This window comes from Pedobacter sp. 22163, from assembly GCF_052045595.1.
GTDB lineage: Bacteria > Bacteroidota > Bacteroidia > Sphingobacteriales > Sphingobacteriaceae > Pedobacter.
In genome coordinates, this window is sequence record NZ_JBQEPM010000008.1 from 282,416 (window position 1) to 308,444 (window position 26,029).

23 protein-coding genes and 1 tRNA gene are annotated in these 26,029 nt (G+C 35.3%); 3 read left to right on the forward strand and 21 right to left on the reverse strand.

The genetic code is table 11. From position 1 onward, the window contains the following. Positions 1-322: 322 nt before the first annotated feature. From ACTJKN_RS20945 to ACTJKN_RS20995, 11 genes are all read right to left on the reverse strand, one after another. Positions 323-772: a hypothetical protein gene (locus ACTJKN_RS20945; RefSeq protein ID WP_440827688.1), complete on the reverse strand. Its 450-nt coding sequence runs from the start codon at positions 770-772 to the stop codon at positions 323-325. Positions 773-945: 173 nt separating this feature from the next. Further along, positions 946-2,409, reverse strand: a complete 1,464-nt coding sequence (locus ACTJKN_RS20950; RefSeq protein WP_440827689.1) for a P-loop ATPase, Sll1717 family — start codon at positions 2,407-2,409, stop codon at positions 946-948. Between the two features lie 154 nt (positions 2,410-2,563). Further along, positions 2,564-3,682, reverse strand: a complete 1,119-nt coding sequence (locus ACTJKN_RS20955; RefSeq protein WP_440827690.1) for a PD-(D/E)XK nuclease family protein — start codon at positions 3,680-3,682, stop codon at positions 2,564-2,566. A gap of 839 nt (positions 3,683-4,521) precedes the next feature. After that, positions 4,522-4,863 (reverse strand): hypothetical protein, encoded by a 342-nt coding sequence (locus ACTJKN_RS20960; protein ID WP_440827691.1) that lies wholly within the window; start codon positions 4,861-4,863, stop codon positions 4,522-4,524. A 194-nt stretch (positions 4,864-5,057) separates the two neighbouring features. Beyond that, entirely contained in the window at positions 5,058-5,354 is a 297-nt protein-coding gene (locus ACTJKN_RS20965; protein WP_440827692.1) for a hypothetical protein, read from the reverse strand. Positions 5,355-5,519: 165 nt separating this feature from the next. Beyond that, on the reverse strand, positions 5,520-6,029 hold the full coding sequence (locus ACTJKN_RS20970; protein ID WP_440827693.1) for a helix-turn-helix transcriptional regulator: 510 nt from the start codon (positions 6,027-6,029) through the stop codon (positions 5,520-5,522). A gap of 129 nt (positions 6,030-6,158) precedes the next feature. Then, entirely contained in the window at positions 6,159-7,313 is a 1,155-nt protein-coding gene (locus ACTJKN_RS20975) for a site-specific integrase (RefSeq protein ID WP_440827694.1), read from the reverse strand. Positions 7,314-7,442: 129 nt separating this feature from the next. Then, positions 7,443-7,718 (reverse strand): hypothetical protein, encoded by a 276-nt coding sequence (locus ACTJKN_RS20980; protein ID WP_440827695.1) that lies wholly within the window; start codon positions 7,716-7,718, stop codon positions 7,443-7,445. A 1-nt stretch (position 7,719) separates the two neighbouring features. Further along, positions 7,720-8,502, reverse strand: coding sequence for a hypothetical protein (locus ACTJKN_RS20985; protein WP_440827696.1), 783 nt, complete (start codon positions 8,500-8,502; stop codon positions 7,720-7,722). Then, positions 8,495-9,106 carry a ParB N-terminal domain-containing protein gene (locus ACTJKN_RS20990; RefSeq protein ID WP_440827697.1) on the reverse strand — a complete coding sequence of 204 codons (612 nt, stop codon included), beginning with the start codon at positions 9,104-9,106 and terminating at the stop codon, positions 8,495-8,497. Before ACTJKN_RS20990 ends, ACTJKN_RS20985 begins: the two co-directional genes overlap by 8 nt. A gap of 130 nt (positions 9,107-9,236) precedes the next feature. Further along, positions 9,237-9,830: a hypothetical protein gene (locus ACTJKN_RS20995; RefSeq protein ID WP_440827698.1), complete on the reverse strand. Its 594-nt coding sequence runs from the start codon at positions 9,828-9,830 to the stop codon at positions 9,237-9,239. Positions 9,831-10,159: 329 nt separating this feature from the next. Between ACTJKN_RS20995 and ACTJKN_RS21000 the strand changes: the two genes are divergently transcribed. Beyond that, positions 10,160-10,657, forward strand: coding sequence for an OB-fold protein (locus ACTJKN_RS21000; RefSeq protein ID WP_440827699.1), 498 nt, complete (start codon positions 10,160-10,162; stop codon positions 10,655-10,657). A gap of 108 nt (positions 10,658-10,765) precedes the next feature. On the opposite strand, the gene ACTJKN_RS21005 is transcribed toward ACTJKN_RS21000, so the two are convergent. The 7 genes from ACTJKN_RS21005 to metG all read right to left on the reverse strand — a co-directional run bounded on the left by ACTJKN_RS21005 (position 10,766) and on the right by metG (position 18,885). Further along, complete coding sequence (locus ACTJKN_RS21005) at positions 10,766-12,034, reverse strand: DNA methyltransferase (RefSeq protein WP_440827700.1); 1,269 nt, start codon at positions 12,032-12,034, stop codon at positions 10,766-10,768. Further along, positions 12,034-13,092, reverse strand: coding sequence for a hypothetical protein (locus tag ACTJKN_RS21010; RefSeq protein ID WP_440827701.1), 1,059 nt, complete (start codon positions 13,090-13,092; stop codon positions 12,034-12,036). Before ACTJKN_RS21010 ends, ACTJKN_RS21005 begins: the two co-directional genes overlap by 1 nt. Beyond that, on the reverse strand, positions 13,082-13,666 hold the full coding sequence (locus tag ACTJKN_RS21015) for a hypothetical protein (RefSeq protein ID WP_440827702.1): 585 nt from the start codon (positions 13,664-13,666) through the stop codon (positions 13,082-13,084). Before ACTJKN_RS21015 ends, ACTJKN_RS21010 begins: the two co-directional genes overlap by 11 nt. A 21-nt stretch (positions 13,667-13,687) precedes the next feature. Continuing rightward, positions 13,688-15,628 carry an AAA family ATPase gene (locus ACTJKN_RS21020; protein WP_440827703.1) on the reverse strand — a complete coding sequence of 647 codons (1,941 nt, stop codon included), beginning with the start codon at positions 15,626-15,628 and terminating at the stop codon, positions 13,688-13,690. A 205-nt stretch (positions 15,629-15,833) separates the two neighbouring features. Then, positions 15,834-16,388 (reverse strand): hypothetical protein, encoded by a 555-nt coding sequence (locus ACTJKN_RS21025; RefSeq protein ID WP_440827704.1) that lies wholly within the window; start codon positions 16,386-16,388, stop codon positions 15,834-15,836. Positions 16,389-16,513: 125 nt separating this feature from the next. Continuing rightward, positions 16,514-16,585 (reverse strand) — tRNA-Arg (locus ACTJKN_RS21030). Between the two features lie 191 nt (positions 16,586-16,776). Beyond that, on the reverse strand, positions 16,777-18,885 hold the full coding sequence (gene metG / locus ACTJKN_RS21035; RefSeq protein ID WP_440827705.1) for a methionine--tRNA ligase: 2,109 nt from the start codon (positions 18,883-18,885) through the stop codon (positions 16,777-16,779). Positions 18,886-18,925: 40 nt separating this feature from the next. Here metG and ACTJKN_RS21040 point away from each other — a divergent pair, with 40 nt between their 5' ends. Next, the gene (locus tag ACTJKN_RS21040; protein ID WP_440827706.1) at positions 18,926-19,825 is read left to right on the forward strand and encodes a S66 peptidase family protein; all 900 of its coding nucleotides are present in this window, start codon (positions 18,926-18,928) and stop codon (positions 19,823-19,825) included. A 1-nt stretch (position 19,826) separates the two neighbouring features. After that, positions 19,827-20,234, forward strand: coding sequence for a DoxX family protein (locus tag ACTJKN_RS21045; RefSeq protein ID WP_440827707.1), 408 nt, complete (start codon positions 19,827-19,829; stop codon positions 20,232-20,234). 68 nt (positions 20,235-20,302) lie between these two features. On the opposite strand, the gene ACTJKN_RS21050 is transcribed toward ACTJKN_RS21045, so the two are convergent. The 3 genes from ACTJKN_RS21050 to ACTJKN_RS21060 all read right to left on the reverse strand — a co-directional run bounded on the left by ACTJKN_RS21050 (position 20,303) and on the right by ACTJKN_RS21060 (position 26,020). Continuing rightward, positions 20,303-21,784 carry a RagB/SusD family nutrient uptake outer membrane protein gene (locus ACTJKN_RS21050; RefSeq protein WP_440827708.1) on the reverse strand — a complete coding sequence of 494 codons (1,482 nt, stop codon included), beginning with the start codon at positions 21,782-21,784 and terminating at the stop codon, positions 20,303-20,305. An 11-nt stretch (positions 21,785-21,795) separates the two neighbouring features. After that, a complete protein-coding gene (locus ACTJKN_RS21055) occupies positions 21,796-24,948 on the reverse strand; it encodes a SusC/RagA family TonB-linked outer membrane protein (protein WP_440827709.1) in 3,153 nt (1,050 codons plus the stop codon). Between the two features lie 565 nt (positions 24,949-25,513). After that, on the reverse strand, positions 25,514-26,020 hold the full coding sequence (locus tag ACTJKN_RS21060; protein ID WP_440827710.1) for a hypothetical protein: 507 nt from the start codon (positions 26,018-26,020) through the stop codon (positions 25,514-25,516). Positions 26,021-26,029: the final 9 nt, after the last annotated feature.

The window sequence follows — 26,029 nt, forward strand, 5'->3', positions numbered from 1 at the left end:
AATATCTTTAATTATAACTATTATTGGAATTTCGGCGAAGCTCGCCGAGCGTTCCACGTTTAAGCTGATACCCTGTTTCGTTTTAAGGGTTCTTCGTTACTTTTGGTGAAGAATTTTGATTTGATGAGGTATTTCTAAGTGCAGGCTTTTTAAAAATCATATAGAACAAGATTTAGAGACTCCTAAGGTGAAAATCTTGGGGTTGCATATTTAAAATAAATTATGGCTAATCATAAAAGTAATTTTAGTCAAATTACTTTCCCTTTAATTTACCGTTAACATCATCGTGCTCAAAATTATTAAACATAAATCGGACGGATACTTATTCTCCCTTTTTAACCAATTCCCATTCATTTTGGATTGCGAGTATAGTTTCTGATTTGATTTGCTTCAAAAGCATAGTCCAATCGTAGGTTGCTTCATTACTACGCAATACTTCTGAACATGTGTCTTGGATTTTAGAGATTGTATCTATCAATGTAGTAGTTGTACCATTTGATATCATTAGCTCAGCCTTTGTTAGCAATAGATTTAACGCAATGTACTCTTCTTCTGACAAATTATCTTTAGAAATATAATAGGAAAGCTTTGAAATTATTTCACTCATTAAAGAACGAAATTCAGTGATCCATACTTGCCTATTCCCTGAAAGAACAGTTTTGTTGAAATCTCTTTTATTAATTTCCAAACTTGTTTTTCTGGCGTTATAGCTTACAAAAATGTTTGTGATAACTGTTAAACATCCTATTACAAGGGCGATTATCCAAGGCATTGATGATAGATCTTTATTGGTCTCTTGAGATTCGTTTTCATGGGGCGGGATGGATGACAGACTAGAGCTATCTGATTTGACCTTAGACACCTTTTGAGATGCGGAACACTGTAAATGTGTAAACATCAAAAGGAACGCGATAGTAAGAATGATAAGTTTAGAGCTCATAATTATTATTGGATTGATATTTTCTCAAATATATCGTCGATTGAATCAGGTTGTAATACCCATCTATATGCTAAATGCACTTCCCATTCAAAACTATCCTCCAAAAATGCAAGTGAAAGCTTTTGATTTTCCTCATAGTTAAATCTTTCTATTCTGCCATCCTCAGCATATTTCCTTGCTGTTATAAAGTTTATTTTATAAAGGAAATCCTTAAGGGCTTTAGCTGTCATGGGGCCGCCTGACGCAAACTTAAAATTTGTATTTTGCATTATTTGAAACAACTTATCATGTAATTGTTTTGTGGTATACTTAAATGAATCCTCAGCAGATTTCCCTCTCTTAGTTGGCTTCATTCCATAAAGTAACTTGTCAAGTTGCGGAAGCTCCGAACCGTATTCTCCAATAGTATCATCAATTATGCTCTCTGAATAATTAGGGAGTATAGTTAATATATGTTCTGTCCGAATTGTATTATCTCCATTTTGGTAGGCCTCTTTTGCTGCTGCAATACACAGTTTAACCAAGTCTCTTGGTCTATTTCTAATCAGAGATGTCAATACAGTTTTCATATCAACATTCTTCCACTTACCCTTGCCTCTAAATACCTCTTCGAAAATTGGAGCTAAATTTTTCGCCAATATGCCTTGAGGAGTTTCTAATATTCGCTTGTCATCTATTTTGTGTCCATAAAAAGTTAATATTCTCTTGATTAGAAAAACAAATATGTCATGTACTTTGTAGGATAAATTAATTTTTGCCCCTTCCCATTTATCTGCAGACTCATCATTAGTCCTAACCGCCCGATATACATCTAATCTAAGTGCCAATTTAAAGCTTAGCCCAGGATTGTCGAAGGAGAGACTTCTCATTGCGGCTATAAGAGTAACTATTATTTTAATACTCTCTTTCCTATTTTGCCAATTCCTATCAATATCATCTAAGAAAACGACTATTTTTTTTGCCCGTAAGAAATTATCAATTTTGCTTATCTGTTCTGTTGATGTTGATGTTAATTTTTTTATTGCTGTTAAGGATTGAGACAAAATGGTGAAAATTTTGTGCCCCAAAGGAATTATTGTGGAACCAATATTTGGATCGAAAAGCTCAAGTTCCTGAAGAACTTTATTTGCAATATTTTCCGTTAGTGCATGTTTCCATTTTCTAACTTTAATTATATCTATTTCTTCCTGCTTTTCCCAAATTTCGGCTACATCATCCGGCTCTAAATTTACAGCCATGACATTATTTTCTCTCGCTTCAGCGTATGCAACACGAAATAGAGCTGATTTACCTACCCCTTTATTACCAACTAAAATCTTAAGCGGTTGATCTGAGATAAGTGATTCGTAGATGTCATTTTTGAAATAATATTCTTTAAGTCTATCAATATTTTCACCTTCTCCATCAAATGTTCCAAATATTTTATTTCTATTCTCTTCGTTTAGTGTTACTGGTTGGTTAGTTGACATTTATTTATTTTAGAATGGTAATAGGATTTTACTTACAATATTGATTTGAAAGCTTAATTTATTTGATATTTTCTTTAATGTATTAGAATTAAGAAATAAAGTGAAACTAGTTTTGCTGAACCGACAACTAAGCTAAGTTTTCAAAAAGTGATACTTAATCTATAGCTATCTCCTTAACTATATTATGCATAATCTGGTAATAATAAATTAACTTATCTAGAATTAAGTCTATATCGTTGTCCTCAATAATATCTAAGTGTAAATAAACTCGATTGTCGTTTGTTTTATCGAGATAATTATCAGGAAATAGTCCAACTAATCTATCTTCATAGGGCGCAAAGTGCTTAATATTCCAAGTGGTAATATAGATTCTAAAGCGTCCAAGTGGATTATTATGCAACACCTCATAAGAAGCTTCAATTCCAATTCTTGGAGCACTACCTAAATCTTTATTAAAAGCATCATATCCTAAATCCCAACCTTCCCAAGCCCACCAGCGGTCATCATTTGTGCGAACCTGAACAAGTTTCATTAATTCTCTTATAGCTTCAATTTGCACCTTAAGTACTCGTTCATTATACTTTGAGTAAAGTGCAATCAAATTATCTATTTTCTCAGAATTATTGGAAAAGAAATGCGAAAGTTTATTATTGTCATAGGTTTCACCTGTCATATTTTCAATGGTTTGAATAAAATCGTAAATAAAAACCAGATACTTCTGATTTGCTCTTGGAATGTAACTGCCGATATTCAATTTTACACGGTTTAATAATTCAGAATATGTAATTACAATAAAACCGTTGTCTGAAATGAATGTTTTTTCTGCAATATCGTTGATGTTTCTAACAGTCAGGATGACTTTAAAAACATTTTTCTTTCCATAAAGTGCAATTTGATTACTATAAATAGGTAATGGATTATAAACTGATGCATAAATCTTATTTTCAACACCTATGACCATATCAGGACTTTTGATTAACATGTCGAGCCTTTTACCCTCAGAATTTAGCTCATTAATCACTTGAACTTGGTCATTTCTATAAGAAATCGTAGTCAAGGGGGATATTAGCTGCAATAGCGACTCCAGGAAAAGGTCATGAAAACAATGTTCATTATTTGGATCAAAATAAAAACATAATAAACGCGTACAAATTTCTTCGAAACGGCTCGTTGGATATCGACAGAGCTCAAGATATGTTGGCTCAGGAATAAATTTGGGTTGTTTGCCAAACTCTTTTAATATTTCCTCAAAAATTTGAATTTCTTGGTTCATTTATAGTAAATCAAAGAACCATATCTTAACAAACAATAGTCCCCCTGATTATTCGAGTGGAGGTCGCAGCATTTAACTAATGATTCAAGGCGAACTTAACAATAAAACGTTTAAAAATAAGAAGCAACAATATAATTACTCATTTATGAGTATAATGCGTTGTTAACTAATGTTTTTTTACCTGAAATTATCTCAAAGTAAATGATCAAACAAAATTATTGCCCGAGCGCAACGATAATTTTAAACTTGAAGCTTACCCTGGCCCGAGCCATTAGCGACAAACTAAGGCACGAAAAAGTCAGTTAAACGACAATCTAATTTTCGAAACGAGGAACTTAATGGTTAAATCCGAGAAAATGTCTTCTAATTTGGCTTGATGATGTCTATTGGCAATCACAACTGATTATCATTGCAGAGAACAATCTCCGTTATCAAATCACCTCTTGAGGTCAGCCTTTATTGCTTTGAGCAACAATATGCTTTACCTATTGCTTTTGGACAGGTTACATATATATCAGCTAACCCCTTATCCTAAACTTTACTGTTGATCATTGACTACTCTGTTCTCATTCGTCACTCAGAGGTTATTACTTTCCTTATTCCAATTAATATTAGTTCTTTACCCTCCGGCGGGTAAAGTACAGTAACTTTGGTCTTAAAATTCGAACACTGCTTGTATAATCTGAAAATAAATTCTACATAACTTGAACTTTTTCATCAAACCCCAAGAGAAAAATATTTTTATTCGTACAGAAAAAAGTTTTCTTTGGGCAAGCAGGAATTACTTTGATTAAGCAAAAATGCATTTGATGAAAACAAACTTCTTTGGGATAATCAAGTTATTTCCCAACCTGATAAACATAAAATTTCTTGTTCCTCAAAGGTTGATCTCTGATGATCAAACATTTGTTTTTATTATTCTTTGTTGGTCTGATAATGAACGGAGTCTCAGACTTCTCGAATTCATCAAAGGCAGTTTTTAGTCGATCAATGTGCGTATCAAAATCTATTTTCCACTTCTGGCCCAGATACCAAAAGTAAGCGCTTATGCGTTGTGATGATTCATTGATCTTACCGTCTAGTCTTATATGAGTTGGGAAAGCTTTCTTGTAAGGAATTACCTGTTGAAGATAGAATTCTTTGAAGCTTTGGTATTCGGGGGTTGTTTTCTTCTCGCTCATAAGATGTTTTGAGCAAGATACAGCAATTATCCTTATTCAGATAACCTGATGTTTAATTGAACACAAGGAAGCGAAACACGAGGAGAGATATCAGTTCATCATACACCAACATCCAACTCCTTTCACCCCCTCACCCCTCTTTCCTCTCTAACTGGGGTTAAAATAATCTCTTTTTTGGTAAAGCTGTCTTCAAATTATTTAGCCTTGGGCAAAAGAATGACCCCTCCAAAGTAAGCCTCTTGAGCTTTAAACTTAATTCCTTTGATAAAGCAGATTTTTGGTTTTGTCAGTTCATTTGTTTCTTTTAAAACTGGTTGGCAACCATGACTAGTGGACGTAGTATTGATAAAGTGCAATGCTCTTCCTTTGCTGTCAACCGCTTTTAAAACACATTTATCACAAGCATAATCTGGATAGCGGGTTGAATGTTTAACATATCTATTGCAGGCCGGACAGTGTTGTTGTTTTGGGTATTCTTTTTTTCTATTCATTCTTTAGTCGGGTGGTTTTAACATGAAAATTTTGTCCGAGAGCTATTTTTTATTTTTAGTCAGCTCGATAACCATTAGTCGCTGGCTTCTTTTGCCTAAGGCAAGGAAAAGCATCAAAAAAGCCTAATTCTTTATTTCAGAATCAGGCTAAGTTTTTTGGGGTTATTAATTCATTAAATTGGCGTTTTCCTTGATCCATTCGTTGACCTCATTAACATCAAAGAATTTTGCGCCAGCCGGATCTAAATGATAAGGTAGGCCCAAAGCGATTCTTCTGTTCAGTGTCGACCTGCTCCAGCGGTACATCTTTTCCATGTCTTCATGCCTCAACAACGGCATTGGCGCATTAACATTTTGTTGTTTATCATAGCTTGTTGATTGATTCTTTGAACTATTAAACTCGTGCAAAACTTTTAAGAATTCTAGCTCTGCATTTATCCACGAGGCTGGGTTAAACCTTCGGCGATCTTGGTCATACTCAAATTGAAAAGCTTCATAATGTTTTTGGTCAACAGGCCGTTCGGTCTGAAGCACCAATTTTTTAGCATAGTGTAGAAACAAAATTTTATGCTCAGTTTCTTTGATATTTATTATGGTTTCCTCAAGAAAGGCGATCAAATCTTCATTGAGATTTAAGGACTTAATCTTGGCCTTAAGGATTTCATCATTTGACATCTGAAGCGTTTTTAGAATTATAGAATCCAGATTTGCGGTAATTTTCATTATTGTTGAATTAGCATTTACATGGTTAGTGATTGGTTCCAAAGCACATGGATTCACACCGTTTAATTTTGTATTAATTTCCTAACCAACATGTTTGTTGACATGATGATATTTTTCGTTGAGGTTGTTCATTGAATCAAAGAGATTTCCGACTATACTTTTTGCGTAGATCATCGTTTGTTCAATTTTCTGATGCCCCAAAAGATCCTTAACATATAAAATTGGGGTGTCCATTTCCACCAAGTTGGAAGCAAAGCTGTGGCGGGCACAGTGGAAGCTGATACTTTTCTTTATCCCTGCCAACATCATAATTTCTTTTAAATTCCGATTTACAACTTGATTTGCCTGTTGAGGGAGTGCTCTTAGACCATCGGTTTTAATGGTTAGTTTCGAGTATTTATTAAGAATATCTTTAGCTTTTGAAATCAGGGGAACTAATAGTGGTTTTTCTGTTTTTATGATCTTTATTTCAATCCGATCTGGGTTTTGCTTGATATTGCCCCAGGTTAAATTTACTACGTCAGAGTAGCGGAGGCCCGTAAAACAGCTGAAAAGAAATAAATCCTTTGATTTTTGCAAGAAAATATTGTCACCCGAGATCTGAAGATCATCAATGGCATTTACTTCATCAATCGTTAAAAACATCCTGGTCCCTTTAGTGCTTCTTACTTTAAAGTGCTCGTACGGAGATTTGTCCATAAAGCCTTTGCTGATCGATTCTTTGATCATGTGTTTTAAACACTTGTGCTTGACAAAGCAACCATTTGTTGCATTATTTCTTTCCTTGCGCAAATACAAATCGAACTTTTGGATACAGTCATAGGTAAGGTCGCCAAAGTTCAGCTTGTTATTAAAATGCTTTAATATGTTCAAGGTCGATTTATAAGATTTAATTGTGGCTGGCTTTTTTTCATATTCCCAAAGCCTTAGTTGCTCTTCCCAAAACCCAAAGAGCGTTACTTCCGCATTGCCTTTGAAATAACCAATCGCAATATTTAGGGTTGTTGGCTTGCCTAGTGATTGTTGATGAAGCATAAACATTTCCCAGTTGCTGATCTTGCTGTTGATGTAAGCTGACAACGCCGTGTTAAACGCATCTGTTTTCTTAACACAATTAGCTTTGGTGTCCCAAAATTCAGGTTGCAAAGATTTTCCTGATGAGATTCGCATTGTATATGGTCCAACCCGTATGGAAAAGTGTATTGGGCAGGAACCATCCAATTTTTTCTTGTCCAATCTAAGTACAGGTTTAATACTATAAGTGAGTTTCATTGCTTTTGTTATTAGGCTGGAAAGTTCCAGCGAGTTTTTTACTTTCCAAAATTTTATTGTATAAATATTTTATTATCAGGCAATTGAACGGAATTAACTCTTAGATTTCACCCTATTAATTAGTGCTTGCAGAGCCATCGTATCTCCTTGCTTGACTTTTTTCAACAGTTTACATTCAGCAAAGGCTTGCATTGATTTATAAACTTTAAAGACTTTTTTCTTAAAAATTTCATCGGTTTTTAACCACTCATAAGCTTGTGTTCGGGATAACATGGCGTTTTGGCAAGCCATTGATATATTACCGCCAGCAAATTTTAGGTGGTTTAAAAATTTTTCTTTGTTGATATCTGTTCGGAATGTTCGTTTCATATTAAAGATTTTGAGCATGTATAAGTTCATTGGAAGGCGTCAAACACTTATCCAATCCATCAGAAGTGTAGTAAACGACTGAAATTCTATAAGCATTATCTGAGTGCTTGTCAATTGGTGTTACCCCGTGTAAAATTCCTTTCCCATAAAACTGTACTATTGCTTGATCAGGGCACTTAAAACCAATACCATATTCTGGAAGAACCAAATATCCGCCCGATACACCACCCTTATAAACGATCATTGATGAATATGTATTTAGCATATTAAAACCGTCCTTATGATAATGAAACGCACTATTTCTATTAATTATACCGCTTGTGAAGTTAGATGCACCCATTATGTAATCTGGAAGAATATCTTTTTGGCGCGTCTTTATTCCTCCAATCTTGTGTCGACTAGGGAGATACTTTTTCAACAAATTATTAAACACAATTGCGAAAGTGGAGCACAGAGTATGATGAAGAGCTGGATCTCTAGAAACCAAAGCGCCATGTGTACAAAATCCCATTCTAGAAATCGTTCTGTTTACGGCTCCAAACAAAATACTTTGGCTTCCTTTATTGGCAGACCGTGTAGAGGAATTGAACCTTAACGCATTAATTGAATCAATAATTTCATTTAAAGCTGGGTGGCGTTCTTGAAAATAGGCAACTGGTGGTGCACCCTCAAGATTTACTATACATGATTCTTCAATTAGTTTCACTGATATATCTTCAATACTTGCTTCATTACCAACAAAGTCTTTACTATATAGCTTTTTAAAATTTAGTGTTTTAAGCATTATTACCTCCTAAATTATTAAGATAAAAATCTATTAATTTTAGAAGCGCATCCGTTTGGTTTTTGGCATTTAGCTCAATTATAATATGATCAAAAAGATGCTTTTGATCTGAAGACAATCTTAAAAGAACCTGCTTTATTATTTTAGGTTCTACAGGTGGTAGGCTCTGTTGTGAAACTTTAGCAGAAGATAATTCACAATCAATAATCTGTGATACAAACTCATCTATGGCAAAGAATTTTTCGTAAGATAAACTACCAATCAAATCAATTATTTCATCTGAAGAAAGCTCTGCGGTCGCTTTTTTATCAAGCAATACTCGTAATTCATTTTCTTCTTCTAATGAACAATCGACATACCAGATTGGTAATTCTTCAATTTTGTATTCCCTAGCAATTCGATAAACCTGAACACCGTGAATTATAATATTTTTACGATCTGGATTCTCATTTAAAATTATAGGCGACTTAACACCCTTTTCAATGATGCTTTTACGAAGAACCGAATGAGAACCCTCGATATCATGTTTTCGGTAACCAATTGGCTCCCTTATTAAACTGGTTGCCAAATATTGTTGGCCATTGTATAAATTTGTTGTATCCATATAAACAACCTCCGCGAATTGCGCGAACGTTGTTCTTTATAACTAGCCGACAACACTTTACATAAAAGATTTATAATCAGATAAATGCAAAAACAAAAAACCTAAAAATCACCGCATTTGAGACAGTTTTTTAAATTTGCTGTAATTTTCTAAATGGAATAAGCTTGGATATTAGCTCTTCAGGCTCCAAGGGAATTAATATATAAAAGCTGATCTCAGAAAAATTATCTGAAGTTTTATATTTATAACACTGATTGAAAACATCGTTAAAATAAAACTTAGATTTTAAAGTTACCATACAATGAGTTTTATCGACGTAGTTTTCTATCCAAATTTTAGGTATTTTAAACCCAATCAAAGATATCTCCAAAGATGCCTTTGAAACATCCCAATCTTTAACGCAATTTTGCTGAACAAACCAACTTAAGATTGTTGAAAGAATTTTTAAACTTTCCAAATTTCTATAAATACTAGCTCTTGATATCTGATTCTCTCTAGCCATTCGGGATATCGATAGCTTTTCGCCCTTAATATTTTTCTTTAAAAAGTTTTTAATAAATAAATCAAAATCTTTATCCCGTCCTAATCTTTTATGGTAAGAATTTTCTGTGAAATAGATTCCACAACTTTTGCAATGATATTGCCACTTGGAATTTCTGGAATAATGTTTTAAAGGTTTGGAGTTACAAGAAGGACACTTTGTTGTTTTAACTATTGTAGCCATTGGATAGTGTTCACTTTGTTCGGTGAAAATACTTAGAATTTAGTTTAATGAAAACTAATTTCGATATTAGCGCTGTAAAAATAATAGCATAAGAAGAAGACAAAAAGAAAACAACATATAATATAACGGCATTGCGTTAGTTAAATCGTGCGGAAGAAAACTGGTAATTTTTAAAACGTGCACTAGATAACAACTATTCGCTCACCCATGAGGTGGGCTATGGTTTTATTTGTGCACGGGAATACCAGTTCCTCTTCCGCAGATAGCTAGAGTTCCACCTCTGCTTATTTATAATCTGCCTTTAGGAACTGGGGTATAACATATTCCAATTGAATAAATTCTCGAAACTTGCATCTCTAATTCTACTGTTTGTTACACTCGGATACGGATGCACAAGTGATAATCAGCCAACACAAGAATTATCACCTACAGATCAAGAAAAAAACAAATCTCTGTCAAAAATAGACACAGAAGATACGATAGATTCAACTCTCACTGTGGGCGACATATATGGTCAGTATTTAAAAAATGAGTTAGCTTTTACACAAAAGAATGAAGGAAAGTCATTCGAATTCTTAGGAACAATCTCATCAATAAAAACAACATTGATGGGCTGTTCGGTAATCGTTTTCAACATGACAGACGAACATGATGAGGTTGTGGGTCAAGTAAACTGTATGAATTGTGTTAACCTTACCGATAAATGGCGAAAAAAGCTATTGAAACTCAAGGTTGGAGATGAAGTCAAAATTAATGGCATATATAGTTCTGCCTTAGCAGCAAATACCTTAACTTTTAACAACTGCAAACTTCTAAAACAGCAATAATTTAGTGTTTTTCGCCCCATTGCATTACCTGTAAGCAAATTTTAGCTATAAATTGGCTTTATACAAGAGCAAATCAATTATTTATATAGTCCTAATTCGACTAAATTATCACCGCAATCTGTTTGCATTGAAAATTATAACACTTTCTCTAAGATGAGTGATATCTGGGCTATGTTTTGTTTTTCTTCTTTGTATCTCTCTTAACACACCGATTTCTTTAAGATGCCAGCCTGCCCTTGCACCAATATCGCCAATTATTAGATCTACAGGAATTTCTTTATTCGCATAAGCAGAATTTGAAACCACTAACCAAATCTGCGCATCTTTCTGAGCGCGTTTTTTCAATTGACATAAAATATTGAACATATCCTCAAAGTAGGCCTGAATCATTAGAGGAATATCTCTATGCATTAAATCCTTTAGATTATTTTTTACATGCGTGATAGCTTCTAAATATAGCATACCAAAATCTTTCATTACAGGTAGATTCCATTTTGCCTGAACGTGTGACCTGACGGTCATTAGCCTCAAGTCATACAATTCTCGCCCGGTATTAACAAACTTTCCCAAGAACAATTCTGGCCTATATATATCGGTATAATCAAACGTATTTAAATATGGGGGTGAGGTTATGCATAATTTAAATTTGCTGAATTCTTGCGAACTTTCTAATACAGTTCTACAATCTCCATTAATAATATTTGGTTTTTTCCCAATCTGCTGAATCTCTATATCTTGTTCGATTCTATTCAGATGATTTTCGAATGATGAGGAAAAAGTTTCTTTATCAAACCCTCTCTGCTCCCAGTTCGATTTGTACCTTAAACATTTACCGTCCTTTTTAGCATTGCAATTATCCATAGCAGAAGAAAGCAAAGATAATTTGATAAGATTTTTAACACTAGGATTCTGAACTTTATTTATCGCTTGCCAACCACCTTCAAAAGACCTTAGAACCTCATTATTAAAGAGCCATTTTTTTCTACTTTCCGTTTTTGTGAATGTGGAAAATCCGTTCAAGTTGGAGTGCTTCCCTTGATCTATTCCCTTAAGAATCTTGGATTTAACTCTCTCTATATCAGAGACTAATGCATTTTCAATTTTGACCTTTGATAAGAAAGCAGTAAATGGATTTACTTCAATCCCTATGGAATGATACCCATTAATACTTGCTGTTAGAGTCGTTGTCCCACTCCCATTAAACGGGTCAATAATTAAATCTTGTTCATTAAGGTTTGCTTGTTCGATTGCTTTTTCAACCAAAATAGGAGAAAAACCCTCTTTATAATAATACCACCTATGCCTTGGCATTGCTAAAGTATTTTCAGCATTTGAGTATCCTGAATTCTTCAGGTTGAAGTTTTGATTTAGCGGCATTAATTTAAATATCTAGGTTCCATAAAAAATCTAAATGGACTAGCAAAGTCAGTCCTTGTTTTATGAAATTCCGGGTTATATTGTATATCATTATTCTCGTACTTCATTGCATTATCTCGATTAAGGTCAACCGTATTGGTATTACACATTGCTCTTCGGGCGTCAAATATAACCAAGTATCCTTTAGAAACATAAGTAGGCGCCTGCTTAAGGTTTTCATCTAAATAATTTGCCAATTGGGAAGCTCCCGAAACAGCCCTTGCATCAGTATAGATTTGAGTAAATTGCTTCTCTCGTGTATGTAGTGATTTCCCAAGCCATTTTATTTCGATTAAAGCCAATCTATTGATAAGAGCCCAAGTTATTTTTATATCAACAGGATGAGAACGGTCGACAACCTGTTCTGGTCTAGCTTCAATATTTCTTAAACTTATTTTTAAAAATTGTGTTAAAGAGTCTCTAAGACGATGTTCCGGCGCCCGCTTAAAAAAAAGCAGATTTTCATCAAACCAGACGTTTTTTAATATTTCACAGTCTGAGTGCCTAGCAATCTTAGATTTATAATAATCTAAAGCTTTATCAAGCTCTTTGAAGGTTTGTACAGCAAAATGACTATCTGCGCCTGGGATAGGAATTAGCTTTTTAACATCAGTCTTTCCATATATGTTTTCTGTTTCACTATGTTTCTCATATGTATATATTAATCCATTTTCTCTAACAATAGCTAAATCGATCTCATACTCTATAGCTACATTAATTTCACCATTTTGCTTAATTTCTAAAACGATTTTTTCTCCACTAAGCGGGGCTAAATTTTCAAATGAATGAATTACTGTTGGATTTGCAGCCAAAGTTGATAAATAACAGGATTTATCTAATGCAAAATAAATACATACTAATTGGAAGCCATTATAATTTAAATATTTATAAATATTCGCTATTGAATCTGTAAAAAAGATAAGCTCATCTTCAACATCGTAATCGTCAAGAATCATTGTTGCAAATTGAGACTTTGCAATCTTTTTGAAATAATCAATCTGAGCCTGATCAGTTATCATAATTTAATAAATGATTTGAATTTAAAGATTCAATCCAAACGATAGCTGGACCTATTAAGCTTTTATATTGTCCCTCCAGAGCATTTTTTAGTGATGCAAATTGAATATGAAGAGCCTCGGTTGCTGGATTAGAGCTTTCAAGTAAACTTTTACTAATAAGTGAATTTCTAGCTGAAAACACTACAGGTTCCCGGGTCAAAGCTTCTTTAATGACTCCGTAAGGTAACACGGATAAGCTTTTACATGCTGTTTCTAAATAAGAACACCTCCAATTAAGTTGTTTTTGTGTTTTACAAAAACTTAAAGTATTCGTCCCTTTCTCAGTTATTTGATAGAAATCTCTATCAGTTTCCAGAATTGAACCATTTGACACTAATAATTCTAGTGATGATTGAATATCTGAGCTATATGGGCTACCTAAAACACTTTTAATAAAGGCACAATTCCATTCGGTTACCGTATGACCGTCGTATAATGAAAGTAAGCAGCTTAAATATGCAAAGAATTGAATTTCCGAGAGAGAAAAATCACCTATTCTTGACTGGAGTTTACTGCCAATTAATAATGTATCCAAGATCGATTCCGGCTTGCCCATCTATTCGCTAAGTTTGGTTTCAATATTAGAATATGCTTCTTCGATACGTTCACTTTCTTGTTGCTGAACATCCGACAATAATGTCCAATTAGTCATCCTTTCAAGAGCCATTCTTTCAGATTTACAAATATGCGCTAGTTCAATCAATAGTTGGGAGCTATTAATATTAGCTGTCATTACTATTCTATGATTTGGTTTCGCAAAGTCAGCTAACATCTTTCCGGCACGACTTTCATAAGCAATATCAAGAGACCCTTCTGGCGTATCGACTAAAAACGTTGCTGACTGAGTACTTAGTTCGATTAAAGCCATCCGCAAAGCTATATCAATAAAATAACGCTGACTTTCGGACAGCTGAAAAGCATCCTTTCTTCTAGAATTTTGAATATTAAGAGATAAATTAGCTCCCCTTGTCGAAGTTGATAACTCTATACTAATATCTAACCCCAAAAAGCTTTTTGCGTATTCATTAAAAATTGGAATAAATTCAGACTCCGCGTTTATATATCCTTGGTTTAAAACTTTCTCTAGCTTTTGAAGCTCTTCACGAATGAGGGCACGTTTCGTAGAACTTTCATCTTTTTGTGCAGAATATCGCGAAATTTGATCCTCGTATCCTTTAATTAGATTTGAATAATCATTTTCTTGTTTGAACTTATGTATACGCCTTAAAATCTCCTCATTAGCTTTTTCTATATCATAGATTTTATTGCTCAACAACTTGTTTTCGGCTAAAAGGCGATCATGTTCTTGAATTAACCGATCTTTTCTTGATTGAAAATTTGCAATTTGGTGAGATATATCAGATAGCTGTAAATCTAAGCTTGTTAGTTGTTGAAAATACTCACCTGATTGTTTTTCCTGTTCATCTTTCTTTTGTTTCTCAATTAACGAAACCAATGATTGAATAAGATCGTCAAACGTTTTTGATGAATATATCCTGACTTTTAGGTCATTCAAGATCTTAATAACTTCACCGTTTCGCTCTAAGGGAGTACCCTCTTCTAAAGATTTATTAAAAACACCCTCATACTCACTTCTTAAAGCAGATGCTTTTAATGAAAAATCAGAAATATTGAGATCACACTCCTTTATTTCTACGATTTTTTTATCAATTTCTATATTTATCTCTTCTGATTTTTCTATTAAGAGTTTATGATCTTCATATAGTTGAACATTATCCGTCTCATCTGTATTTGTGGAATTAACAGATTTCATGATACCGCTAAGCTCATTTCGTGTTTTTGTGATTTGCCATTGAAGATTTCGAAAATCAGAATCATGTTTATTGAATTCCTTTCGATATTTATCTGCTAACTTAGCTTTATCAGCATCAACACCGAAAACTAGATAAAGTACTCTCTCCATTACACTTTCATCCCAAAAAAGAAGCTGATGGGTTTCATCAAACGTAAAAACAAAAGATTGTAAAAAAACAAATTGATCAAAATGAGCTAGTTTTACATCCTTAGTGAAATGTGTTTTGTATAATTCATTTAAGTCTGAGGAACTGATCTCGTTTGATACGATAAGACTTTCGGTTGCGGTGCTCCTTTTAAATATTCTTAGCTCATCAGGTTCAAAAAAACCACGTGTAATAGCATATTTAATATCACCAATTGTAAACTCAAGTGTCACTTCAGCCAGTTCATAATCATCTTGTGAAACTCTTCCGTCAAAGTATGTTGATGCAAAGCCTTTACTTTGATTGTAAAACTTTGTTATTTCATTATACCAAGTAAACCGCCTTTCTGGATTTTTTACAATTCCCGTTAGTCCAAAATTTATAATAGTTATAAAGGTTGACTTACCCAGACCATTAGCACCCGCAAGGCAAAAGACATCTTTGGTTAAGTCAATATCTAAAAAATCTGTTCTTTTATATAGACTAAAATGGCTTATTTGAACCCTTTCAATAGTAGGAAAAATAAATTTTTTCAAAATTGGTATTTGATTTTTTGGAAATGTACATATAAGAATCTAATTCTACAATGATTCTAAAAACTGGTGAACGATATACTTAAATATAAGTATATCTAACTATTAGTGAAATAGCTATTCAAGTGCTCAACTAAATTTGATATCAGTTGGCCAAAGAATCTGAAACAAAACATAATCAATAACCATTGTTAATTACACAAGACCATTATATGCTTAATCTCTCGAACAATATTCCGTTTAAGCTCTTAAGAATTCTTATAAGAGGTGACAATAACTGTCTTTGAGGCTCCACAAAATTTTTATGCCCATGCATCAGATTACAGCGGACATTATAAATCACTTCTAATACTCCAACCGCCTTTTGAGAATCATTTGTGGATTTTAATTTTACTAAAATTTTAAGATCTTCGTTCCTTTGGCGCTGACCATAATATAAATTTATATAAAATTCCTCATTGTGAATTAGACCTATTAACTGAACGATATCGTGATTATTCCCTAACTCATTTAACCTCGAAAGTAGATCTGACGCTCCAATAAATTTGGTCACAAGTTTTGTGGACATTTCATTATCATTCATATTAGGTCTAACATGGATACCCTGTGCGATCAGGGTTTCTGGTATGAGCGTATATAGACTATTATAAATTATGAAAAGCGTCACATATTTGTCGAATAAATGAGATAAATCTTCACCATCAATGGAGTCATATTTTGCAGACCAATTATTATAGAAGTTAACAAAACTATTTGAAAGCATAAACTTGAATTTATATGCAATATGGTAATTTATTTTGAACCAATTGTGATCATGGAAATTCGCCCCTTTTCTAGCCCCATTAAACAAAAAAGCCAGCAGTTATACGTAACTACTGGCGAAAGGAGTGGTCCCGACGAGAATCGAACTCATATCTAAAGTTTAGGAAACTTCTATTCTATCCGTTGAACTACGGGACCATTTGTTGCGCAAATATAACAAAAGTTTTGTCGCAAGAAAATTCATTTTAACAAGCATTTATCTAAGGAAATTATCTTTAAAAATAAGTTATAACAAACGCCTTTTAGGATTATTGCATAAGGGATAAGCAATAAAAAAAGCCATTTGAAATTAATCAAATGGCTTATATCTTAATTAAGGTAGGCAAACACTATCTAATTACACTACCCTCCGGGAACTTTTCTACAGGTGCTACAAAAGTGAGTTTGCCTTCGGCGTTTTCGGCCATCAGGATCATTCCCTGCGACAAAATCCCTTTGATTTCGCGTGGAGCAAGGTTTACGATCATACTTACCTGTTTACCAACAATATCTTCAGGCTTATAATATTCTGCGATGCCCGAAACCACTGTTCTTTCGTCGATACCTGTATTTACCGTCAATTTTAACAGTTTTTTTGTTTTCTCCACCTTTTCGGCCGCAACAATGGTGGCTACACGGATATCCATTGCCGAGAAATCGTCAAACTGGATATTTTCTTTTGCCGGAACAGCAACTACATTATTGGCCGCATTACTGGCCTTGCTTTGATTTAGTTTCTCAATCTGGAAGTCAATCTCTGCATCTTCAATTTTATCAAACAAGAGCACAGCTTCGCCAATTTCGTGGCCACGTTTTAATAGGCTTACTGTGCCTGCATCATCCCAATCATGACCGCCATTTTGAAGCATCTTCATTAACTTTTCTGCTGTAAATGGCAAGAAAGGTTCAATCAGGATCTGAATATTGGCGGCAATTTGAAGTGCAATATTCAATATCGTTCTTACCCGGTCCTCATCCGTTTTAATCAATTTCCACGGCTCGGTTTCGGCCAGGTATTTATTACCTAAACGGGCAACATTCATTACTTCTGATAAGGCCTCTCTAAAGCGATAATTCTCGATAGACGCAGAAATTTTAGCAGGATATCCGGCCAGTTCATCAATAACAGCCTGGTCTACATCCGTAATTTCCATGCAGGTAGGCACCGAACCACCAAAGTATTTATGCGTAAGTACCACTACACGGTTTACAAAGTTTCCTAGTATAGCAACCAATTCATTATTGTTTCTGGCCTGAAAATCTTTCCAGGTAAAATCGTTATCCTTGGTTTCGGGAGCGGTTGCGGTTAATACATAACGCAATACATCTTGTTTACCTTCAAACTCCCTTAAATATTCGTTTAGCCAAACAGCCCAGTTCTTGGAAGTTGATATTTTTTGGCCTTCTAAGTTTAAGAATTCGTTTGCCGGCACATTATCGGCCAGGGTATATTCGCCATGCGCCATTAACATTGCAGGGAAAATAATGCAGTGGAAAACGATGTTATCTTTACCGATAAAGTGAACCAGTTTGGTTTCGTCGCTTTTCCAGTATTCTTCCCAACCACATTTATCGTTTTCGTAACTGCTGATGTAATATTCTTCGGCTTTGGGGTTCCAAACATCGAGTTTGGCATAGTTACAAAGCTCTTTGGTTGCAGAAATATATCCAATAGGCGCATCGAACCACACATAAAGTACTTTACCTTCTGCATCGCGAAGCGGAACGCGAACGCCCCAATCTAAATCTCTGGTCATGGCCCTAGGCTGCAAACCTGCATTTAACCAGCTTTGGCATTGGCCGTACACATTTGGACGCCATTCTTTATGGCTTTCGATATAGGTACGTAAACGATCTTCGTATTTATCTAGTGGTAGAAACCAGTTTTTGGTTTCCTTTAAAATTGGTTTATCGCCAGATAGGGTCGATTTTGGATTGATTAAATCGGTCGCATTAAGTGTAGAGCCACAGTTTTCGCACTGATCGCCGTAAGCATTTTCATTCCCACATTTTGGGCAGGTACCGGTAATGTAACGATCGGCTAAAAATTGTTTTGCAGTGGCATCGTAATATTGCTCGGTAATTTCTTCGGTAAAAACACCTTTATTGTAAAGGGTTTCAAAAAAATCGGCAGCGGTTTGGTGATGGGTAAGCGATGAGGTACGGTGATAGATATCGAAAGATACGCCAAATTCTTTAAAAGAATCGCCAATAATCTTATGGTACTTATCTACCACTTCCTGAGGCGTAATCCCTTCTCTTTTGGCTTTTAAAGTAATGGGCACTCCATTTTCGTCAGATCCACAGATGAACTTTACATCGCGTTTATTCGACCTTAAATAACGGGCATAAATATCTGCAGGGATGTAAACACCAGCCAGGTGCCCAATATGAACTGGTCCATTGGTATATGGAAGCGCTGCAGTTACGGTATATCTTTTAATTTTACTATTATCCAAAACAATTTTTATTAATTTGGCAAAGATAAGTGTTTTGAAGATGATTAAGCAGCCCCCATATTTAAAAAAAGGAGATAAGATTGCGCTGGTATGTCCGGCAAAGAAATTACCCAAACCCATAGACCATGCCATAGCGCGATTAGAAAGCTGGGGTTTAGAGGTTATTGTGGGCGAAAGTGTATACGCCAGTCATCACCAGTTTGCAGGAACTGATGCGTTAAGAACCAAAGATATTCAACGTTTTTTAGACGATCCATCTATAAAAGCAATTATTTCGGGTCGTGGCGGTTATGGTACCATCAGGATTATTGATGACCTTGACTTTACAGAATTTAACAAGACCCCTAAATGGTTTGTAGGTTTCAGCGATATTACCGTACTATTGTCGCATTTGATTGCGCAATGTAATATTCAGTGCATGCACGCGCAAATGCCCTATACTTTTGACGAATCTACCACAGAAGCTTTAATGTCGTTACAGCGAGCTTTATTTGGAGAGAAACAGACCTATTCTTACCAAAGCACCTTTAAAAATAGGGCAGGAGAAGCAACCGGGGTTTTGATTGGTGGCAATTTAACTTTGCTCACCATGGTACAGGGCTCGGTTTCGGAAATGGACTTTACCGATAAAATTCTCTTTTTGGAAGATGTTGGCGAACAGGAATACGGTATAGACCGCATGTTGCGTATGCTGAAAAGGGCAGGTAAGCTAAAAGCCTTAAAAGGTTTGATTATTGGTGCCTTTAATGAAATTGAAGAAGAAAAAATTTCTTTCGGGCAAACGGCTGATGAAGTAATTTGGGATATTGTTAAGGACTATGATTTTCCAGTCTGCTTTAATTTTCCAACGGGACATATCGATAACAACCTCAGTATGGTTTTAGGTGCTGAGGTGGACTTAAAAATAGAAACAAATAACGTTCAATTTAAATATTTATAGGATGGCAATTTTAGATAATTTAGGAAAATACCGCAACACAGGTTTGTTGCTGATACGCATTGGTTTAGGTGCAATGTTTATTATTCATGGTTTCCCGAAACTTGCAGGCGGCCCAAACGGCTGGACTGGCTTAGGGGGAAGTATGAAAGTAATCGGCATAGATTTTTTACCTATATTTTGGGGCTTTATGGCCGCCGCTACCGAAACCTTTGGTGGTTTCTTGCTAATTGTGGGGTTGTTTTTCCGCCCGGCACTGATATTATTAATCTTTACGATGATCATAGCAGCGCTGGTTCATTTTGGTAAAGGAGATGGATTAGGCGGTGCCAGTCATGCAATAGAATTGGGCATTGTATTTTTCGGGCTGATTTTTATTGGGCCGGGTAAGTATAGTGTGGATAAGAAATAAACAGTTACGATATAAAATAATAAAGCCCATCGAAGAAGTTCGATGGGCTTTATTATTCAGACATAAAATTAATTCGGAACAATTAATTTATTGTTTTGAACTTCATTAGCCGATATTGGCCAAATATAACCTGCAGTATTAAATGGAATTGCAGGAGCATTACCTTGAGGTCCACTTTTCGCAACGAAGCCAGCTCCGAGCCGCATTACGTCTGGAGATCTGAATCCCTCACCTAATAATTCAATTCTTCTTTCGGTAAGGATAGTGTTTTTCAAATTAGCAGGCAATAAATCAGTTGCAGGAAATACATAACCAGGATTGGATCTTTGTCTAACTGCGTTTAAAAGCGCAACAGATCTTACAGGATCGGTTACCACCGTAGCTTCTGCTAAGTTTAATAAAACCTCAGCATATCTGATTACAGGAATATAATCTGTATATGGAGATGGTCTCTTAAATTTAGTTAAATAGGTATTAGCTCCAGAAACTGTAGTCAAACTTTTTCTTGCATCGGTAGAAGAGGCAGCGAAGACAGGATTGGCCAAAATACCAGTAGGATTTAAGAAATATTCTTCATTACCGCCTGCCTGGTTTGTTGAAACATTATAATAATAAGCCAATTGATTTTGTGTTCCCGGCGCATCTAAATCAGCCATTGGAAAAGACAATGCTGCTTCGGTAGCTGTAGCGTTACCTGTATAAGCGCCACCAAATACAGTAGCAATATTAGCTTCTAACTGTAAAGGTGTACCTGTTGTTGCTTTAAATGGTGCTGTTGCACTAACAATTTTATTGGCCTCGGTAACTACTGCCGATAAATTCCCCATCGCCAGGTATACTCTGGTTTTAAAGGCAATAGCTGTATTTCGGGAAGCCCTTATGGATGTTGCTGTTGTTGGTAAAGTTAATGCTAAGTCTGGTTCTGCTTCATTTAAATCTTTTAAAATCTGCGTATACACCTCTGCAACAGTGCTCCTTTTTAAGTCGTTACCAGTTAAATCTTTCTCTCCCTTAAGCCTTAAAGGCACACCCAAGCTGGCACCATTATCTGTAACATAGGGTTTGGCATATAATTGTAATGCACTATAATAACATAAGGCCCGTAAAAATTTAGCTTCCGCAATATATTGTTTCGTTACAGCTGGAGTAAGCAAAGCGGCATTAGCGTTAACACCTTCAATAACCAGATTAGCCCTATTAATGGCGGCATAAATTGCACCCCATAAATTTACTACTTCGTTCGTATTGGAAACAAGGTTAAATCTCCAGGTATCTAAACCTGTTACCCCATTTGGCTTATTTACGATAAATTCCTCACCACGGATATCATTATAGATTAAATATCTTGCACCATAAAACTGGCCAGTTTTAACACCAGCGTAAATACCGTTTACCTGCGATAAAATCCTATCCGGATTGGAAAACGCATCTTCAATTGGTAAAGCCGTATCTGGAGCTGTGGTTAAGAAATCCTTTTTACACGACGAGGCAAAGAGTAAAGGAGCGGCGATAAAAAGATATTTTATTTTATTATTTATTTTAACTTTCATGATCTGTAATTTTAAAATCCAACATTAATACCAAAAGTAAATGTTCTACCAGATGGCACAGAGTTTCTATCTACGCCTGGTGCCAGGTTACCACTATTTCCTGTTGTGGTAGAGTTACCATTTACAGAAACCTCTGGATCTGGCCCTGGATAATTTGATATAATCCAAAGGTTGCTAGATTGCGCATATACCCTAACGTTCGAAACACCATATTTACTTAAAAGTGTTTTTGGCAGCGTATAACCCAAAGCTAGATTTCTAACTTTCAAGAAATTACCAGAAAAAACATTCTGTGATTGTGCAAAAGCAGATCCATTAGAAGTATTATCACCATAAACAACACGGGGTATATCTGTGATCTGGCCCGGTGTGGTCCATCTGTTCAATACACCTGCTTCATTGTTCCAAAAACGTTGATCGCGAAGACCTGCTAATGATCCATAGTAAATCTTGTTTCCACCTGAGAATGTTAATCCTAAACTTAAATCAAAAGCTTTATAACGGAAATTATTATCTAAACCGCCGAACCATTTTGGTATTGATTGTCCAGTTATTGTGGCATCTAATGCGGCATCAATTGCTGGGGCATTTTGTCCTGCATTCGGGCCATCAAGATACTGGTAACGGGCTGCGGTAGCACGGCCAAAACTGAACCTTAATTTTTGCCCAAATCTATTAACGAAAATCCGCTCGCCGGTTGCTGGGTCAACACCTGCAGTTTCAACTGTATAGATCGATCCAATAGGATAGCCTACTCTTGTAATATTTGCAGTTTCTAATTGCGTTGCGCCAAATAAATCTGCATTGTTATTACCCAATGCAGTAACCTCGTTTTTCAGTGTACTGAAAGTGAAACTGGTTGTCCAACCGAAGTCATCACCATCAAAATTCCTTGAATTTAACGTAAACTCAAGCCCCTTGTTGTACATTTTACCAACATTGGTTGTAATTGCATTCCCCGGAACGCCCTTTGAAGGCGCCTGAGGTGCGTTCTGAACCAGGTTATCGATATCATTGTGGTAATAATCTACATCTAATGAGAAACGTCCGCTTAGAAATTCCAAATTAATTCCGATATCGGCTTTTTTACTGGTCTCCCATGTTAAGTCAGGATTACCTGCTTGTGAAAAAGACAGTGCTGGTGACGAACCGTATAACCCTGGGTTATATAGGAACAGGGCTGGGTAATTACCAATATTAATATTTCCAACCTCTCCGTAACTTCCGTGTAATTTGATACGTGTTAAGACTTTACTGATACCGAGGTCTTTATAGAAATTTTCTTCTGATATGGCATAACCAACTGATGCGCCACCAAAATTACCATATTTATTGTTTGCCGACAATCCAGAGTAACCATCCCGTCTGAATGATCCGGTTAAATAATATTTCTTTTTATAATCATAATTGATACTACCAAAATAAGAGCGGAATGCATTATCTCCCTGCACTAGCCCAGCAGGAGTAATGGCACCAAAGGCACCCTGAAAAACTTCAATGAAAGGATCGATTACCCCTTGTCTGGTTGCACCATAACCAAGCGATTTGGAATACTGATCTTCAGCACCGATAAATGCACCTAAGGTATGATCACCAAATACACCATTATAGCTTAATGTGTTAGACCAATTCCATCTGCTATTCTTAACAAAATTACTTGTAGCACCACCACCATAAGTAAAGCCATCACCCTGTAAACGGTTAACAAATGAATTGTTATCAATTTTAAGGTTATCCAAACCATAAGTCGTTTTAAAAGTTAGCCCTTTTACAATCTGGATCGAAGCATAAGCATTTGCGATGATACGGTCGCTTTCTGATGTATTTTTATCTTCGTTTACCAATACAGCTGCATTCGGATAGTTTGATGCAATGGTATTTGCACCTAAACCGACAGAGCCTGCCGGCGCATTTATATTATAAGAACCATCCTCGTTATATGCCGCGACGTTTGGAGGCAGTACAATTGCCAACCTACCCAGACCAACTGTTGAGAAAGCCTGTCCAGGTAAAGAACCTGTATTGGGTGCACGGTTTAAGGTATTACTATATGAAAAGTTTGTTCCAATAGTAACGTTTTTAAATAATTTATGATCAATATTTACACGGCCATTTTTTCTTTCAAAAGAGTTTCCAATGATAAAACCTTCTTGATTGCTATATCCTAATGATACATAATATGAAGTTTTTTCATTTGCCCCAGAAAAGTTTAAGGCATGGTTTTGAGATGTGGCTGTTCTATAGGCGTAATCATACCAATTGGTTTCTACTTGCGAACCATCCGATCTTGTTTGTAGAAAGAATGCCGGCGCCTGGCCATTATTTGTTCTGGATTCATTTTTGATCATTACATATTCGGAGGCATTTAATAATGGTGTAAGGTTTTGGGCTTTTGTAGTTCCTACCCAACCTTCATAATTAATTTTAGTTACCCCTTGTTTACCCTTTTTAGTAGTAATCACTACAACGCCGTTAGCTGCTCTAGAACCATAGATTGCAGATGATGCCGCATCTTTTAAGATGTCGATCGATTCGATATCTGCAGGGTTAATATCGCCCAATGCATTACCTGCCGCACTGTTGGCTGACTGATCTCCTGTAAATACCGGAATACCATCAACAATAATCAATGGATAAGAACTTAAAGAGATAGAGTTAAAACCACGCACCCTGAACACAGGAGGGTTATTTAAAACTCCATTTGGCTGAATGATGTTTACACCCGCTGCTTTACCAGCTAATGCTTGTTCAAAACTCTGAACAGGTACGTTTTTAAGTTTTTCACCACTTACGCTCGCTATTGATCCGGTAACATCTCTTTTTGATTGCGTGGTATAACCTGTTACCACTACATCAGATAATGTTTTAGAATCGCTCTTTAACTGTACATTAACCACATTACTACCTCCAATAGCTTTTGTTTGGCTTAAGAAACCGATATAAGAGAATTCTAACGCGGTTGCACTGCTATTAATTCTAAGTGAATACCTGCCATCTGCACCAGTTGTGGTCCCGCCTGTTGCACCTTTAATTTTTACACTTACGCCAGGGAGAGGAAGTCCATCTTCCTGAGCCGTAACTGTTCCAGTGATTGTTCGATCTTGCGCTATTGCTGAGGTGGCAATAAATAGCAATATGAACAAACTTTGTAGAAGTTTTTTCATAAAAAAATTTAGTTTAGTTAATAATAATCCAATATATGATTTAGTATTCTGTAATGCAAATTTTACAATTTTAAATTTACATTATTTAATGTAAACCAATGTCTTTATTAAGAAGCGGTTAACCCTATTGTTAAAAATTTGTTTTTTTTAAAAGTTAAAAGAAATAATACTGTTAGTTGAATGATAAAATATGTTATCGTATTTACAACTGAGGTGATTCTATCAATTGTATTTTCATTTTAACACATAAATCAGAAAAGGGTGATGAGTCATCCCGCATAATATGGATTTTTGCAGTAGATCGATCGTAATTTCTTGCAAAATTCGTAATAATCGACATACGAATGAATTCCGTAGAAGTTTTTTCATAAAATTTTTAGTTTAGCCAATGATAACTCAATATAAAGATTAAAACACCAAAAAAAAAAAATAAAAAAACAATAAAAAGAATCAAAAAGCCAAAATATTCACATAAATAATAAATGATTAACAATAAATCAAAAATATTAGACAAAAAAAAGGAGATTGCGCCGCAATCTCCTTCTCTTATACCGTTTTTAACGATTTATTTATCTACATAAACCCTTACGTATGTTGGAACAATAGTTTGTCCATTATCAAGAGTAATAAGGAAATAAAAACTTCTTGCTAAAATCGCAGCAGTTGTTGTTCCCGCTACCGCTGCAGTAGGGGCAGCTAAACCTGTTTTAGCAGTGTATTCGGTTAAGGTAGTATTAAACGTTACAGTAGTACCGTTTCCAGCAATAGGAGCAGTATTATATAAACCAGTGGCTACCTGAACACTTCCATAAGCCGTTCCAGCCGCTACCCTTGTTATTTCTTTAATAGTTCTGCCCGATTCAGCAGGGATTGACAATACAATCTGAATTGCACCGCCCCCGCTTAAAGAGGTCTTAACAGTTGGTGCAGTAAAGATATCGTATTTATTGTTTACGGTTACTGGTATTTCGGGTAGATTATTAACGTTAGAAATATTTTCTTTTTTACAAGAAGTCAATCCCATAATAACCATTAATCCCAAATACACACTTGATTTTATATTTAATTTCATGATGTTTAT

What these genes read in the sequence shown, in the direction of transcription:
- ACTJKN_RS20945 (WP_440827688.1), bottom strand. Translation starts at nt 772, where the DNA reads ATGCCTTGGATAATCGCCCTTGTAATAGGATGTTTAACAGTTATCACA.
- ACTJKN_RS20950 (WP_440827689.1), bottom strand. Translation starts at nt 2,409, where the DNA reads ATGTCAACTAACCAACCAGTAACACTAAACGAAGAGAATAGAAATAAA.
- ACTJKN_RS20955 (WP_440827690.1), bottom strand. Translation starts at nt 3,682, where the DNA reads ATGAACCAAGAAATTCAAATTTTTGAGGAAATATTAAAAGAGTTTGGC.
- ACTJKN_RS20960 (WP_440827691.1), bottom strand. Translation starts at nt 4,863, where the DNA reads ATGAGCGAGAAGAAAACAACCCCCGAATACCAAAGCTTCAAAGAATTC.
- ACTJKN_RS20965 (WP_440827692.1), bottom strand. Translation starts at nt 5,354, where the DNA reads ATGAATAGAAAAAAAGAATACCCAAAACAACAACACTGTCCGGCCTGC.
- ACTJKN_RS20970 (WP_440827693.1), bottom strand. Translation starts at nt 6,029, where the DNA reads ATGTCAAATGATGAAATCCTTAAGGCCAAGATTAAGTCCTTAAATCTC.
- ACTJKN_RS20980 (WP_440827695.1), bottom strand. Translation starts at nt 7,718, where the DNA reads ATGAAACGAACATTCCGAACAGATATCAACAAAGAAAAATTTTTAAAC.
- ACTJKN_RS20985 (WP_440827696.1), bottom strand. Translation starts at nt 8,502, where the DNA reads ATGCTTAAAACACTAAATTTTAAAAAGCTATATAGTAAAGACTTTGTT.
- ACTJKN_RS20990 (WP_440827697.1), bottom strand. Translation starts at nt 9,106, where the DNA reads ATGGATACAACAAATTTATACAATGGCCAACAATATTTGGCAACCAGT.
- ACTJKN_RS20995 (WP_440827698.1), bottom strand. Translation starts at nt 9,830, where the DNA reads ATGGCTACAATAGTTAAAACAACAAAGTGTCCTTCTTGTAACTCCAAA.
- ACTJKN_RS21005 (WP_440827700.1), bottom strand. Translation starts at nt 12,034, where the DNA reads ATGCCGCTAAATCAAAACTTCAACCTGAAGAATTCAGGATACTCAAAT.
- ACTJKN_RS21010 (WP_440827701.1), bottom strand. Translation starts at nt 13,092, where the DNA reads ATGATAACTGATCAGGCTCAGATTGATTATTTCAAAAAGATTGCAAAG.
- ACTJKN_RS21025 (WP_440827704.1), bottom strand. Translation starts at nt 16,388, where the DNA reads ATGCTTTCAAATAGTTTTGTTAACTTCTATAATAATTGGTCTGCAAAA.
- ACTJKN_RS21040 (WP_440827706.1), top strand. Translation starts at nt 18,926, where the DNA reads ATGATTAAGCAGCCCCCATATTTAAAAAAAGGAGATAAGATTGCGCTG.
- ACTJKN_RS21045 (WP_440827707.1), top strand. Translation starts at nt 19,827, where the DNA reads ATGGCAATTTTAGATAATTTAGGAAAATACCGCAACACAGGTTTGTTG.
- ACTJKN_RS21050 (WP_440827708.1), bottom strand. Translation starts at nt 21,784, where the DNA reads ATGAAAGTTAAAATAAATAATAAAATAAAATATCTTTTTATCGCCGCT.
- ACTJKN_RS21055 (WP_440827709.1), bottom strand. Translation starts at nt 24,948, where the DNA reads ATGAAAAAACTTCTACAAAGTTTGTTCATATTGCTATTTATTGCCACC.
- ACTJKN_RS21060 (WP_440827710.1), bottom strand. Translation starts at nt 26,020, where the DNA reads ATGAAATTAAATATAAAATCAAGTGTGTATTTGGGATTAATGGTTATT.